This is a genomic window from Kitasatospora sp. NPDC057936, from assembly GCF_042887525.1.
In the GTDB taxonomy this organism is placed as follows: Bacteria; Actinomycetota; Actinomycetes; order Streptomycetales; family Streptomycetaceae; genus Kitasatospora.
On sequence record NZ_JBHVPD010000013.1, the window covers coordinates 94,743 to 109,746 of the forward strand.

The following is a 15,004-nucleotide window of genomic DNA, read 5'->3' on the forward strand; positions in this document are numbered from 1 at the left end:
CAACCTACGCGCCCCGACCCCCCTCGCGGGCCGCCTGAGGGCCCCGGGGCGGCACTCGCGGGCGAGAAATCTTCGAAATTGTCGACAAAGCGTCAATCCCGCCGTCCGGGCGGCCGCCGGGGGGGGCGGCCGGACCCGGCGGGGCGTCAGTTCTTCGCGCTGTCGAAGACGTTGGTCACCCAGTCGTAGGCCGTGTGGTACCAGCCCTGGACGTTGTCCCAGTAGTGCGGCAGCGGCGTGAAGTTCCACAGCGCCACGGCGGCGACCGCCAGCACCAGCAGCACCATCAGGCAGCCCTTGAGGCAGCCGAGCCCCGGGATGTACATCCGGTTGCGGCTGCGCGGGCGCCGCTCGCGCGGCGGGGCCGGCTCGCGGCGCGACGGCGCCGGCGGCGCCTCCCGGCGGGCCGGCGGCTCCTCGCGGCGTTGCGGGGGCTCCCGGCGCTGCGGCGCGGGCGGCTCGGCCCGGCGCACCGGGGCGGGCGGGGGCGGCGGCGGCGGGTAGCCGGCCTGCGACCGGCCGTAGCCCTCCGGGGCCTGCCGGTAGCCGCCGGGCGGCTGCGGACGGCCGCCCTGGCCCGCCTGTCCCCCCTGGTTCGCCTGGTTCGCCCGGTAGGGCGGCGGGGCGACCGGCGGGCGCTGGGCGTACCCGGGCGGCGGCGGGCCCTGGCGGCGCTGGTCGGGCCGGGGGCCGCCGGGCTGCTGGGGCTGGTACGCCCCGGGGTGACCGCCCTGGCCCGGGTATCCGCCCTGACCCCCCTGGCCCGCCTGGTAGGGCTGCGGGGCGACCTGCGGCTCCTCGAAGTCCTCCGGGCCGAAGTAGCCGACCTGCGTCTGCTGGTTGCGGTCCCGCGCGGCGCGCAGCTGCGTCTGCCACGGGTGCGGCGCCTCCTCCTGCGGCGGGCCCGGCGGGGGCGGCGGCACCGCGGTGGGCGGCATCACCTGCGTGCGGTCCGCACTGCCGTACGGGGGCGCGGGCGGCGGCTGGGTGCCCATCACCCGGGTCGCCGCGGCCGGGTCGAACTGCGGGGCGCCGGGGCCGCCGGCGGGCAGCACCTGGGTGCGGTCCTCGCTCGCGGGCGCGAACGGCGCGCCCGTGGCCGTGCCCGGCACCGAGGCGGGCTGCGGGTCCGGCTGCAGCAGCGCGCCGACCGCGATCGCCGCGTCCACGGCCGCCGGGGAGGCGTGCACGCCGACGCCCGCCGCCACCACGCGCAGCGCCCGCGCCAGCGAGGTCGCGGACGGCCGCTGCGCCGGGTCCTTGCGCAGGCAGCGCTCGATCACCGTCCACAGCGGCTCGGGCATCGTGCTGGGCCGCTGCGGCTCCTGGGCGAGGTGCGCCTGGAGGACCGCGAGCGCGCCGTCGCCCTGGAACGGCTGGCGGCCGGTGACCAGCTCGTACAGCATGATCCCGGCGCCGTAGACGTCCACGGCGGAGGTCTGGGCGCGGCCCTCGGCGGACTCCGGGGCGACGTAGGCGGGCGTGCCGACGAACTCGTGGGTGCGGGTGATGCCCGGGGAGTCGGCGAGGCGGGCGATGCCGAAGTCGGTCAGCATCGGGTGCATCTGCTCGGTGCCGTCCACCAGGACGGAGGCGAGCAGGACGTTCGCCGGCTTGAGGTCGCGGTGGACGATGCCGTCGGCGTGGCTGGCCGCGAGCGCGTCCGCGACCTGGGCCATCAGCAGGGCGCCGGCGATCGGGCTGAACGGGCCGTTGGAGCGCAGGTAGCGGGCCAGGTCGGGGCCCTCGACGAGGTCCATCACGAGGGCCAGCAGCTCGCCCTCGACGACCAGGTCGCACACCCGGACGATGTTGGGGTGGGTGAGCCGCAGCAGCAGGGAGCGCTCGCGCAGGAAGCGCATCACGACGTCCGGGTCCGCGGCCAGTTCCTCGCGCAGCACCTTGATCGCCACGGCCTGCCCGAGCTCGCCGCCGGGCACGTCGGCGTCCGGGCGCACCCGCCCGCGCCAGACGGTGCCGGTGGCCCCCCGTCCGAGGGTCTCCTCAAGCACATACTTGCTGCCGACTGGCCGCACCTGTCGCACTCCTCGCCGTGCCGCCCGCGCGGGGCGCTCCTCCGCCGGTGCGGTGAGCCTGCCGGGCCCCTGTCTGCGGCCACTCTAACGGTGACCGTTCGGGTTTCGGAGGCGACCGGCAGGCCGTCCGACCGGTCTCGGGGACGGGTTGGGGGACATCCCCTAGGGAAGGGTCACGGGCACCGCCGGAGCACCGGTTGACCTGACCCTCCGCCACCTCCAACATGGCGATCATCGCAAGATCGTCAAATCCGGTACCGTGCGCGGACCGTCCGTGACGGATGGCAGGATGGACACTCGCCACCTTTGTGGCCCAGCGGCCGCCCGAGCCGCGAGGCAGCGGTACCAGGCTTCACATCAGCAGAAGGGACCCGCGGGCGAGATGCAGATCCGGCTGACCGTCCTCCGACCGCGCAGCGGCCCGACCGCCGCCGGCACCGCCATCCCCTACGTGGACGTACTGGTCACCGCGCCCGTGGGCACCGCGCTCGGCGCCCTCGCGGGCGCGCTCGCGGGCGCCGTGGGCGTGCGCGGGCCCCGGGCCGCCACCCACGTGCACCTCTACGCCGGGGCGCACCGGGTGGACGAACACACCCTGCTCGGCCATCCTCCGCTCCTCGACGGCGCCGTCCTCAGCCTCAACGAGCCGGACCCGACCGCCGACGACCCCGACGACGCGACGGCCGCCGCCGAACTGCGCGTGGTCGGCGGCCCCGACGCCGGCGGCGTGCACCGCCTGCACGGCCGGGAGATCCGGGTCGGCCGCTCCGGCGAGGCCGACGTCCCGCTCGACGACCCGGACGTCTCCCGGCTGCACCTGTCCCTGCACCTCGCCGAGGACGGCCGGGTCACCGTCCGCGACCTCGGCTCCACCAACGGCACCACCCTGGACGGCCGGATCGTCCCGCCCGGCCCGCTGGAGGAGGCCGTCCCGCTCGACCCCGGAGCCCTGCTGCGGATCGGCGAGTCCACCCTCCAGCTCGCGGCCCCCGAACCCGGCGAGCCCGCCCGCGCCGCCGTCCCGGACGGCCACGGCCACCTCCAGCTCGCCGCCCCCGGCCCCGTCCGGCCCGCGCCGCCCGTCGCCGAACCGCCCGCCGCCCCCGAGCCCGCCGCGGGCCGCGGCCGCGGACTGCTCTCGCTGCGGCTCGGCCGCACCGCCGAACCGCCCGGACAGGAGAGCGCCGAGCGCCACCACGCCGCCGTCCGGATCCGCCAGGCCGCCGCCCAGCGCGAACGCTGGCCCGACCTCGCCACCCTCCTGCTCAACGCCGTCGGCCCCGGCCCCCGGCTCTGGGAGCGCGGCCCCGGCCACCCCGACGCGCTCACCCTGCGCCTGGGCACCGCCGACCGCCCCGGCGGCCCCGGCACCACCCCCGGCACGACACTGCCCGCCGTCCCGGTCACCCTCGACCTGCAGACCGCCGGCAGCCTCGGCCTCAGCGGCCCGCGCGAGCGGCTGGACGCGCTCACCCGCGCCGTCGTCGCCCAGCTCGCCGCCCTGCACCCGCCGAGCGGCCTGAGCCTCGTCGTCGTCGACTCCGACCACGCCCGCACCCCGCAGGAGCGCGTCGACACCTGGGCCTGGGCCCTCTGGCTGCCCCACCTGCGCCCCGTCGAGGGCCAGGACTGCCGCCTGCTGCTCGGCCTCGACGACGAGCAGGCCACCGCCCGGCTCACCGAGCTCACCGCCCGGCTCAGCGGCCCGGTCGGCCTCGGCGGCCACCCCGCCACCGTCGTCGTGGTCGACGGCCGCCCGGCCACCGAGACCGCCCGGCAGGCGCTGGACCTGCTGCTGCGCCAGGGCCCGGCGGTCGGCATCTTCCCGATCTGCCTCGCCGAGCAGCCCGAACTGCTCCCCCGCGGCGTCGGCGCCACCGCCCTGATCACCGGCGAGGTCGGCACCCACCTCTCGCTCGACCGCCCGGTCGCCCGCGGCCGCGAGACCCTGCACGAGGTCTCGCTGGACGCCGTCTCCGACGCCTGGGCCGAGCGGCTGGCCCGGGTGCTCGCCCCGCTGCGCGAGGCCGCCCCGGCCGCCCGCGGCCCCCTGCCGGACGCCCTGCGGCTGCTCGACCTGCTGCAGCTCGACACCGTCACCCCCGCCAAGCTCTCCGCCCGCTGGGACGCCCACGCCGGCGGCATCGGCGCCGCCACCGCGCTGCTCGGCACCACCCGCGACGAGCTCTGCACGCTCGACCTCGCCGATCCCGAACTGGCCCTCCCCTCCCCCGACCCGGGCGGCCCGCACCTGCTGATCGGCGGCGCGCGCGGCTCCGGCAAGACGGAGCTGCTGCGCACGCTCGTCGCCTCGCTCGCCGTCTCCGAGCGGCCCGAGCGGCTGGCCGTCACCATCGTCGAGGGCCGGGCCACCGAGGACGGGCTGGACGGCTGCACCGAGCTCCCGCACGTCACCGGGCGGGTCAACGCCGCCTCCGACCCGCGCCAGGCGCTGCTCGCCGCGGAGGCGCTGGAGGACGAACTCGCGCTGCGGGAGCGGCTGTTCGACGGCCTCGACTTCGCCTCCTGGCACGCCGCCCGCATTCTTGACGGCCAGCACAGCCTGGACGGCCAGCACAGCCTTGCCGGTCAGCACAGCCTCGACGGCCGACAGGGACCGGCCGGTCGGCAGGGCCTCGGCACAGGTGCGGACGCCCCGCAGGTACCGGTGCCCGCCGCCGTCGGAGCCGCCGCGACCCCCGCGCCCCGGATCATCGGGCCGCGCGGCGCCGACGGCCCCCGGCCCGCCGCCCCGGGCTCCCCGGTCCCCGCCCGGCTGGTCGTCGTGGTCGACGACTACGACGCGCTGCTCTCCCCCACCTCCCCGGCCGGCCGCCCGCTGGCCCGCGCGCTCGCCGCCGTCGCCCGCCGCGGCGGCCCGCTCGGCGTCCACCTCGCGGTCACCACCGGCCGGCCCGAGGAGAGCGCCGGCACCGAGGTGGACGAGGCCGCCCTGCTCCGGATCGCCCTGCGCACCGAGGACCCGGCCGACTCCGACCTGCTGATCCACCTGGGCGACGCCGCCGCCCTCCCCGAGGACACCCCGGGCCGCGGCTACCTGCGGCTGCCGGACGGCGGCGTCTGCGCCTTCCAGGCCGCCCGGATCAGCGGACGCATCCCGCGCACCGCGACCCTGCGCCCGACGGTCGTCGCGATAGACCCGCTCCAGCTCGGCGCCCCGCCCCTTTGCCGTCCTGACTTCCTAGCGCATCGAGCCGGTGCGCAGGAGGGTGCGGATGACGCGCATCGCGACCGACAGGCTGGACAGCTCGTAGTTGTCCGAACCCCTTATGTCGTCGAGCGTGCTCTTCGCGCGGTTCAGCAGCGTCCCGTTGAGCTCCGCCCAGGCGGTGTAGCGCTCCTCCGGGGTGGCGCCCTCCGGGCCGCAGACGAGGATGTCGGCGGTCAGCGCCGCGTGCGCCGCGAAGAGGTCCTCGCGGATCGCGGCCCGGGCCATCGACGACCAGCGGTCGGTGCGGGGCAGGTCGATGATGCGGTCCAGCAGGTGCGAGATCTGCAGGCGGTCGCCGAGGTCGTAGTAGAGCTCGGCGACGTCCGCGACGTCCTTGCCGGAGCGGTCCGCGACCTCGGTGATGTCCAGGGTCGGGAAGACCGAGGACAGGCCGGCGATCCGGGTGGCCAGCTCCTCCGGCACGCCCGCCGCGGCGAGCTCGCCGTGGATCGACTCGAACCACGCCAGGTCCTCGCCGCGCAGCGGCTTGGGCAGCGAGCCCCACACCTGGGCGATCCGGTCGCGGAAGAACGCGATCGTGGCGGCGATGTCCAGCGGCTGGCGGCGGTTGTTGAGCATCCACCGGGTGGCGCGCTCGACCAGGCGGCGCGAGTGCAGCCGCATCTTGGTCTGGACCCGGGCCGGGACCTTGTTGTCCAGGCCCTCGATCTCGCCCCAGATCTCCTCCAGGCCGAACACGGCCCGCGCGGCGGTGTGCGTCCGGGCGATCTCCTCGTAGGTCGCGCCGGTCTCCTCCTTCAGGCGGAAGGCGAAGGTGCAGCCACCGCGGTTGATCGTGTCGTTGACGATCAGCGTGGTGATGATCTCGCGGCGCAGCGCGTGGCCGTCGATCGCCTCGGCGAACCTGGTCCGCAGGGCGCTCGGGAAGTACTCGTGGAGCGCGGTGCGGAAGTACGGGTCGTCGGGCAGGTCGGTGGCGAGCAGCTCCTCGGCCAGCGTGATCTTGGTGTACGCGAGCAGGACGGACATCTCGGGCTGCGAGAGCCCGCGGCCGTTCTGCTGGCGCTCGCGGATCAGGCGCTCGGCGGGCAGGAACTCCAGCCCCCGGTCGAGCTGGCCGGCCGCCTCGAAGCGGTTGATCATCCGGGAGTGGACGTTGACCATGCTGTGCGCCTGGGCGACGGCGTTGGCCAGCACCACGTTCTGCGCGTAGTTGTTGCGCAGCACCAGGTGGCCGACCTCGTCGGTCATCTCGGCCAGCAGCGTGTTGCGCTGCTTGACCGTCATGTCGCCCTCGGCGACGACCCCGTTGAGCAGGATCTTGATGTTGACCTCGTGGTCCGAGGTGTCCACGCCGGCCGAGTTGTCGATGGCGTCGGTGTTGATCCAGCCGCCGGTGCTCTCCGGGCCGCCGGCCGCCGCGTACTCGATGCGGCCGAGCTGGGTGCAGCCGAGGTTGCCGCCCTCGCCGATGACCCGGGCCCGGACCTGCTCGCCGTTGACGCGGATGGCGTCGTTGGCCTTGTCGCCGACCTCGGCGTTGGTCTCGGTCGAGGCCTTGATGTAGGTGCCGATGCCGCCGTTCCAGAACAGGTCGACCGGCGCCTGCAGGATCGCCTTCATCAGCTCGGCCGGGGTGAGCCGGGCCTCCTGGATGCCGAGCGCGGCCCGGACCTGGGCACTGACCTGGATCGACTTGGCACTGCGCGGGAACACCCCGCCGCCGGCCGAGATCAGCGACTTGTCGTAGTCGTCCCACGAGCTGCGCGGCAGGTCGAACAGGCGGCGGCGCTCGGCGTACGAGAGGGCCGCGTCCGGGTTCGGGTCGAGGAAGATGTGGCGGTGGTCGAAGGCCGCGACCAGCCGGATGTGCTCGCTGAGCAGCATGCCGTTGCCGAAGACGTCGCCGGACATGTCGCCGATGCCGATGACGGTGAAGTCCTCGGCCTGGGTGTCGACGCCGAGCTCGCGGAAGTTGCGCTTGACCGACTCCCAGGCGCCGCGGGCGGTGATGCCCATGCCCTTGTGGTCGTAGCCCGCCGAGCCGCCGGAGGCGAACGCGTCGCCCAGCCAGAAGCCGTAGGACTCGGCGACGCCGTTGGCGATGTCCGAGAAGGTCGCGGTGCCCTTGTCGGCGGCGACGACCAGGTAGGTGTCGTCCTCGTCGTGGCGGACCACGTCGGCCGGGTGGACGACCTCGCCGCCGACCAGGTTGTCGGTGATGTCGAGCAGCGCCGAGATGAACGTCTTGTACGAGGAGACGCCCTCGGCCAGCCACGCGTCGCGGTCCACCGACGGGTCCGGCAGCTGCTTGGCGACGAAGCCGCCCTTGGCGCCGACCGGCACGATGACGGTGTTCTTCACCATCTGCGCCTTGACCAGGCCGAGGATCTCGGTGCGGAAGTCCTCGCGCCGGTCGGACCAGCGCAGACCGCCGCGGGCGACCTTGCCGAAGCGCAGGTGCACGCCCTCGACCTGCGGCGAGTAGACCCAGATCTCGAACGCCGGGCGCGGGGCCGGCAGGTCCGGGATGGCCTTCGGGTCGAACTTCATCGACACGTAGGAGTGCCACTCGCCGGAGCCGTCGTGCTGGAAGAAGTTGGTCCGCAGGGTGGCCTTGATGAGGTTCAGGAAGGAGCGCAGGATGCGGTCCTCGTCCAGCGAGACGACCTCGTCGAGCGCGCCGGCCAGCTCCTCCAGGATGCCCTCGGTCAGCTCCAGGGCGCCCGAGCGGTGGCTCGGGCTCAGCCGGGCCTCGAAGAGGTTGACCAGCAGGCGGGTGCTGTGGGTGTTGTTGCGGAGCGCGTCCTCCATGTAGTCCTGGGAGAACGTGGAGCCCGCCTGGCGCAGGTACTTGGCGTACGCGCGCAGCATCATCGCCTGGCGCCAGGTCAGCCCGGCGGTGAGGACCAGCTCGTTGAAGCCGTCGTTCTCGGCCCGGCCGGTCCAGGTGGCGGCGAAGGTCTCCTGGAAGCGCTCGCGCGCCTCGTCGGTGAGCTCGGTGGCCTCGCGCAGCTTCAGGCCGAAGTCGTACACCCACGCGGTGGTGCCGTCGGAGCGGCGCAGCGCGTACGGGTGTTCGTCCAGGACCTCGACGCCCAGGCGCTGGAGCACCGGCAGGACCTCGGTGAGCGAGATCGGGCCGCCGACCCGGTAGATCTTGAAGCGGCGCTCGTCGTCGCCGGCGCCGACCGGCTGGTACAGGTTGAGGCGGAAGTCGCCCGCGCCGTGCAGCGACTCGATCTGCTTGATGTCGGAGACGGCGGTGCGCGGCGGGAAGTCGGCGCGGTAGCCGTCGGGGAAGGCGTTGGCGTACTTGTGGCCGAGCTCGGCGGCCTTCTCCTCGCCCAGCTCGGTGTGCAGCTGGTCGTGGAAGCCGTCCATCCAGAACCGGGCGGCCTCGGCCAGGCGGTTCTCGATCCGCTCGATGTCGGTGTCGGTGAGCTGCGGCAGCTCGGTGCCGGGGGCCACCCGGACGACGAAGTGCAGGCGGGTCAGCACCGACTCGGTGGCGTACACCGTGTAGTCGATGGCGTCGCCGTTCAGCTCTTCCTTGAGGATGTCGGTGAGCAGCAGGCGGATCCGGGTGGTGTACCGGTCGCGCGGCAGGTAGATGAACGCCGAGTAGTAGCGGCCGTACTCGTCCTGGCGCAGGAAGAGGCGCAGCTTGCGGCGCTCCTGCAGGTAGAGCACGCTCGTGGCGATCGAGAGCAGTTCGGAGGCCGCCGTCTGGAACATCTCGTCCCGCGGGAAGGTCTCCATGATCTGCAGCAGGTCGCGGCCGTCGTGGCTCTCGCTGGAGAAGCCGGAGCCGTCCAGGACGGCCTGGACCTTGCGGCGCACGACCGGGATCCGGGTGACGGACTCGGTGTACGCGGCGGAGGAGAACAGGCCGAGGAAGCGGCGCTCGCCGATGGGCTCGCCGGCGGCGTTGAACTTCTTCACGCCGACGTAGTCCAGGTAGGCCGGGCGGTGCACGGTGGCACGGCTGTTGGCCTTGGTGAGGACGAGCAGCTTCTTCTCGTGGGCCTTGGCGCGCACCGGCGCGGAGAGGCGGCCGAAGGCCTCGCTCACGGAGTGGTGGCGGTCGTCGTGGCTGTGCGGGTCGGCGCGCAGGATGCCGAGGCCGGTGCCGGCGACGGCCTTGAGGACCTCTTCGCCCTCGTGCTCGACGAGGTCGTACTCGCGGTAGCCGAGGAAGGTGAAGTGGTCGTCGCCGAGCCAGCGCATCAGCTCCCAGGCCTCGCCGACCTCCTGCTCGGGCAGGCCGGCCGGGGGCTCCTCGGCCAGCTCGTCGGCCAGGCGCAGCGCGCTGTCGCGCATCTTGGTCCAGTCCTCGACGACCTCGCGGACGTCGCCGAGCACGCGGCGCAGGTTGGACTCGATCGAGCGCAGGTCCTCGCGGTCGGTCTCGCGGTCGATCTCGATGTGCATCCACGACTCGACGGTCGCGTCGGCGGGCCACTCGGCGCCGGCGGCCTGGCTGCGCGCGCACGCGTCGACGTCGAGGATCTCCAGGAGCTTGCCGGTGATGTCACGGCGGACGACCAGCTGCGGGTGGATCACGATGTGGATGCCGCGGTCCTGGCGGGACAGCTCGTTGGTGACGGAGTCGACCAGGAAGGACATGTCGTCGGTGACGACCTCGACGACCGTGTGGCCGCAGGACCAGCCGTTCTCCTCGACCGAGGGGGTGTGCACCCGCACCTCGGCGGTGCCCTGGGGGCGCTTGAGGCCCAGGCGGTAGTGCGAGGCGGCCGCGCCGTAGACGTCAACCGGGTCGAGGTCGACCAGGTCCTCGGGCGCGGTGTGGAGGTAGTAGTGGTGCAGGTACGCGGTAAGAGCGCCGTTGCTCAGACCCTCCCCCGGCGCCGCTCCCCCCACCTGGCTGTTCTCAGCGGCTGCGGCGGCCTTCTTGAGCAGGTCGGCCTTGGCTGCGTCCAGCTTGGTCTGCATGACTTCTTGGCTCCTGTCGCGCGCCGTTGCGTGACTCGGTCGTGTGTGGATGAACACCGACGGGTCTACCGCAATCCTGCCGCACCATCCGACTGAAAAGGGTTCATGGCGCGCATGAAACGCCTTCGCAGTGGGTAGGACGATTCGTCCTGCGGAGCCACCCGACGACGCCAGCCAGCCTAACCGGATCAATCGAAGGTGGACAGGGACAGGGAGGCGCAAAGCTGCCGGGTGACCGGTCCGTCCTGGACACCATGTCCAAACCGGAACCGGATGTTCGCTTTCAGCCCATATGCGGGTACGCATGGTGCGTCGGCGGCACGAAGGTTTCCTTGATCGAACGGGCCGAGGTCCAGCGCAGCAGGTTCTGGGCGGCGCCCGCCTTGTCGTTGGTGCCGGAGGCACGGCCGCCGCCGAAGGGCTGCTGGCCGACGACGGCGCCGGTCGGCTTGTCGTTGATGTAGAAGTTCCCGGCGGTGAAGCGCAGTTCCTCCACCGCACGGGCGATCGCGTAGCGGTCCTGTGCGATGACGGCACCGGTCAGGCCGTACGGGGCGGCGGCGTCGATCCTGGCGAACACGTCGTCCCAGCGGGAGTCCTCGTAGACGTGGACGGCGAGGATCGGGCCGAAGTACTCGGTGCGGAAGATCTCGCCGCGGTGGTCGGAGGAGACCAGGACGGTGGGCCGGACGAACCAGCCGATCGCGTCGTCGTACTGGCCGCCGGCCGCCAGTTCGATCGTGGGGTCGCGCTTGGCCCGTTCGATGGCGTCCCGGTTCTTCTCGAAGGCCCGCCGGTCGATGAGCGCGCCCATGAAGTTGGAGAGGTCGGTGACGTCGCCGACGGCGAGGGCGTCGACCTCGGCCAGGAAGTCGTCCTTGATCCGCTGCCAGAGGCTGCGCGGCAGGTAGGCGCGGGAGAGCGCCGAGCACTTCTGGCCCTGGTACTCGAAGGCGCCGCGGATCAGCGCCGTCTTGAGGATCTCCGGGTCGGCGGAGCGGTGGGCGAGCAGGAAGTCCTTGCCGCCGGTCTCGCCGACGATCCGCGGGTACGTCCGGTAGCCGCCGATGTTCGCGCCGATCGTCTGCCACAGCGACTGGAAGGTCGCGGTCGAGCCGGTGAAGTGCAGGCCGGCCAGCGCCGGGTCGGCCAGCGCGACCGGGGACACCTGGAGGCCGTCGCCGGTCACCAGGTTGATCACCCCGGGCGGCAGGCCGGCCGCCTCCAGCAGCCGCATCAGGTGGTGGGCGGCCAGCGCCTGGGTCGGCGCGGGCTTCCAGACCACCGTGTTGCCCATCAGCGCGGGGGCGGTGGGCAGGTTCCCGGCGATCGCGGTGAAGTTGAACGGCGTGATCGCGTAGACGAAACCTTCCAGCGGGCGGTGGTCGGTGCGGTTCCACACCCCCGGGGACGAGACCGGCTGATCGGCCAGGACCTGCCGGGCGAAGTGGACGTTGTAGCGCCAGAAGTCGATCAGCTCGCAGGCCGAGTCGATCTCCGCCTGCTGCGCGGTCTTGGACTGGCCGAGCATCGTGGCCGCGTTGAGCGTCTCCCGCCAGGGCCCGGCGAGGAGGTCCGCGGCGCGCAGGAACACCGCCGCGCGGTCGTCGAAGGACAGCGAGCGCCACTCCCGGGCGGCCGCCAGCGCCGCGTCCACCGCCGCGCGGGCGTCCTCCCGGGTGGCGTTGCCGAGCACGCCCAGCTTGGCCGCGTGGTGGTGCGGCTGGACGACGTCGATCCGCTCGCCGCCGCCGAAGCGCTGCTCCCCGCCGATCGTCATCGGCAGCGGCACCTGCTCGGCCGCCAGCTCGTCCAGGCGCCGCACCAGGCGCTCCCGCTCGGCGCTGCCGGGCCCGTACGCCCGCACCGGCTCGTTGACCGGCTCCGGCACCTGGGTCACTGCGTCGATGGGCATGGCGGCTCCGTCCTGCTGCTGTACCGATGTCAGTCCAGCCTGACCAGCCCCCGGCGGATCCGCCCGTCCAGACACGCCAACGGCGGACGTGGCGCGCGCCACGTCCGCCGTCAGGACGGCGGCATCGCCGCAGCTCAGGCCGTCAGCCGTCCGGCCAGCTCGACCGCCTCCGCGAGGGTGTCCACGACGGGCACGCCGACCGGCTCCAGCTTCTCCCTGGTGTGCGAGCCGCCGGTGTACAGCACGGCGTGCGCGCCCGCGCCGATCGCCGCGAGGGCGTCGTCCGCGGCGTCCCCGATGAGGACCGTACGGGCGGGGTCCACGCGCTCGCCGAGGGCCGCCAGGTGGCGGACCAGCTGCTCGCCCTTCTGCCCGCCGGAGGGGCCGCTGCGGCCGTCCACGCGCAGGAAGGTGCCGGTCAGGCCGAAGCCGTCGACCAGCGGCACGAGCTTGTCGTGCTCGTACATCGACAGCAGGGACTGGCTGTGCCCCGCCTCCTGCCAGCCCGACAGCAGCTCGCGCACGCCGTCGGTCAGGCCGCAGGCCGGACTCAGCTCGCGGTAGCGGTCGTGGAAGGCGTCGTCGAGGCGGAGCCACTCGGCCCGGGACGGCATGCGGCCGAGCAGGCGCTCGTAGAAGCGGGGGATCGGGATCTCGTACTGCTCGCGGTACTCCTGCATGGTCATCGGCCCGACGCCGATGGTCGCGAACGCGGCGTTGCTCGCTCCGAGCACCGCCTCCATGTCGTGGAAGAGCGTGCCGTTCCAGTCCCAGACGATGTGATTACGCACGATCCGAACGGTAACTCCGGGCACCGACGGGCCGGTAGGACGGGGCTCACGCAGGGGCGGCCGCGGACCGGCCGGGCGGGCGGTCAGGCGAGGAGCCCGGGGATCTCCTGGGTCGCGAACCAGAGCAGGTCGTGGTCCTCGGCGCCGTCCACGGTGAACTGGGCGTCCTGGTCCCCCTCGTCGGCGGCGGCCACCGCGGCCACGGCCGCCGTCACGTCCGCGAGCACCTCGTCGTCGGCGACGTCCGCGTGCACGGCCGCCGCCTTCGCGAGCTTCACCGGACCGGCCAGCACCACGCGGCCCAGCGAGGCCTGGTCCTGGTACTCGTCGCCGGGGAAGGGCCGCACGGCGGAGTCCGCCACGTCCAGCGCCACCACGACGCGGCGGCGCGGCGCGTCGGGATCGGCGGCCAGCAGCCGCAGCGAGGACTGCGCGGCCCGGTTCAGCGCCGCGTACTCCAGCTCCTCGATGTCGTCGCTGACGTACCACTCGCGCAGCGCGGGCGTCACGGCGTACGCCGCGGCCTGGTCCAGGACGCCGCCCGGGTGCGCCGCCGCCAGGCCGGTCAGGGTGGTGGGCACGTACACGCGCATCGGTGGCACTCTCCGGTTCGTCCAGCGTTCGTCCAGCGGCACAGCTTCCAGCGCCCCCAAGAATAAGCGCCGGGCGCCCGCCGTGATCACGTCCCGCCGGATCGGCGGGCCGCGGATCAGCGCGCCGCCGCCAGCGCCTCCCGGCTGGTGCGCAGCGCGCTCTCCAGCACCGCGCCGCGGCGGGCCGGGTCCATCATGTTCGGACCCATCGCCGCCAGGTCCGCCGGCGTCGGCGCGAGCAGCCGCACCCGCACGCCCTCCGCCCGCAGCAACGCGGCCTCGCGCAGCAGCTGCCTGGTCACCGCGCGGCGGTAGCGGCTGACCACCTGGGCCAGCACGCCGCGCGGGCGGTCGCGGGCGCGCCACTCGTACAGCGCGGCGAGGGTGCCGCGGTCGGCGCGCCCGGCGCGGGGGTGCAGGCGCAGGGCCATCGGGGCGAGCACGTACGCCTCGTCCAGACCGCGGCCGAGCAGCAGGTCGGCGTTGGTGGCCGACCAGCAGCCGCCGTCCACGTACGCCGAGCCGTCCAGGCGGACGGGCGCGAACCAGCCGGGGATCGCGCAGGAGGCCATCACGGCGTCCGCGATGGCGACCGCCGGGGCGTCCGGGTCGCCGAAGACCACCCGGTGGCCGCTGCGGTAGTCCACGGCCGCGACCCGCAGCGCGGAGCCGGCCGGCCAGCCGCCCGGCCCGTGCAGGTCGCGGACCAGCGCGCCGACCGGGGCGAGCGAGCCGCGGCCGTGCGGCGCCACCGCCGACACCATGGTCAGCAGCGGGTACTCGCGCGGGTGGCGGACGGCGTCCCGCAGGAGGCCAGGCGAGCCGATCCCGGCCCGCGGCCGGGGCGGCAGGGCGCCGCCGACGGCCGTCTCGTAGTCGAAGGCCACGCCGGCCAGCGGGCCCTCGGTGAGCGGCAGTCCGCGCTGGTGGTCGCGCAGCTGGTCGACCGGCACGCCGGCGGCGAGCAGCGCGCCGAGGATGGAGCCGGCCGAGGTGCCCAGCAGCACGTCGGCGTCGCCGGGGCGCCAGCCGGTCGCCTCCTCGACGGCGCACAGCGCGCCGACCGTCCAGGCCGCGCCGAGCATGCCGCCGCCGCCCAGGACCAGCCCGCGCCGGGGTGCTCCCCGGGCGGCACCCGTCCGGGCCGGGGACTGCGCCGCTGCTGCCCGTGTCGTCATGCCGGGTGTCGTCATGCCGGCCGCCTGTCGTCGTGGGGCGTCGCGCCCGCTCCCGCGGTTCCCGGTCAGGATCCGATCCTGCGCGCCGACCGCGGACCGCCGCAACGCGTGACCCCGGCCGCACCACCCGGACCGGCGAACGCGGCCGTCCCCTTTCGGGCCTACCCGCCCGTCGTCGCACGTCAACCGCGTGCCTCCGGGACGGCCCGGGAGGCCGCCGCCGCAACGGGCTGTTCGCCCGGATAGGTGAACTTCACCCTCCGCTCCCCACGGTTGCGCAATCCCCTTGCCGCCCCCTCCCGACCGCCGCTACCAAGGACCCGTCCGTACCCGCACCACTCG

General features: G+C 74.2%; 6 protein-coding genes and 1 pseudogene. 1 reads left to right on the top strand and 6 read right to left on the bottom strand.

Going from position 1 to position 15,004, the window contains the following annotated elements:
• Window positions 1-146: 146 nt before the first annotated feature.
• Window positions 147-2,036, bottom strand: a complete 1,890-nt coding sequence (locus ACFVU9_RS10070; RefSeq protein WP_387591814.1) for a protein kinase — start codon at window positions 2,034-2,036, stop codon at window positions 147-149.
• Between the two features lie 382 nt (window positions 2,037-2,418).
• On the opposite strand from ACFVU9_RS10070, the pseudogene ACFVU9_RS10075 reads away from it, so the two are divergent.
• Window positions 2,419-4,545, top strand: a pseudogene (locus ACFVU9_RS10075) (FHA domain-containing protein); the annotation flags it as partial.
• Window positions 4,546-5,238: 693 nt separating this feature from the next.
• On the opposite strand, the gene ACFVU9_RS10080 reads toward ACFVU9_RS10075, so the two are convergent.
• The 5 genes from ACFVU9_RS10080 to ACFVU9_RS10100 form a co-directional block, all read right to left on the bottom strand.
• Entirely contained in the window at window positions 5,239-10,185 is a 4,947-nt protein-coding gene (locus tag ACFVU9_RS10080; RefSeq protein ID WP_380435428.1) for an NAD-glutamate dehydrogenase, read from the bottom strand.
• A gap of 283 nt (window positions 10,186-10,468) precedes the next feature.
• A complete protein-coding gene (gene pruA / locus ACFVU9_RS10085; RefSeq protein WP_380435453.1) occupies window positions 10,469-12,094 on the bottom strand; it encodes an L-glutamate gamma-semialdehyde dehydrogenase in 1,626 nt (541 codons plus the stop codon).
• Window positions 12,095-12,234: 140 nt separating this feature from the next.
• A complete protein-coding gene (locus ACFVU9_RS10090; RefSeq protein WP_380501591.1) occupies window positions 12,235-12,891 on the bottom strand; it encodes an HAD family hydrolase in 657 nt (218 codons plus the stop codon).
• Between the two features lie 83 nt (window positions 12,892-12,974).
• A complete protein-coding gene (locus ACFVU9_RS10095) occupies window positions 12,975-13,484 on the bottom strand; it encodes a DUF6912 family protein (RefSeq protein ID WP_387591818.1) in 510 nt (169 codons plus the stop codon).
• A 116-nt stretch (window positions 13,485-13,600) separates the two neighbouring features.
• The gene (locus ACFVU9_RS10100; RefSeq protein WP_387591821.1) at window positions 13,601-14,662 is read right to left on the bottom strand and encodes a patatin-like phospholipase family protein; all 1,062 of its coding nucleotides are present in this window, start codon (window positions 14,660-14,662) and stop codon (window positions 13,601-13,603) included.
• Between the last annotated feature and the right edge of the window lie 342 nt (window positions 14,663-15,004).

Excerpts from the sequence above, each read along its gene's own strand:
- ACFVU9_RS10080 (WP_380435428.1), bottom strand. The coding sequence starts at position 10,185 with ATGCAGACCAAGCTGGACGCAGCCAAGGCCGACCTGCTCAAGAAGGCC.
- ACFVU9_RS10095 (WP_387591818.1), bottom strand. The coding sequence starts at position 13,484 with ATGCGCGTGTACGTGCCCACCACCCTGACCGGCCTGGCGGCGGCGCAC.
- ACFVU9_RS10100 (WP_387591821.1), bottom strand. The coding sequence starts at position 14,662 with ATGACGACACGGGCAGCAGCGGCGCAGTCCCCGGCCCGGACGGGTGCC.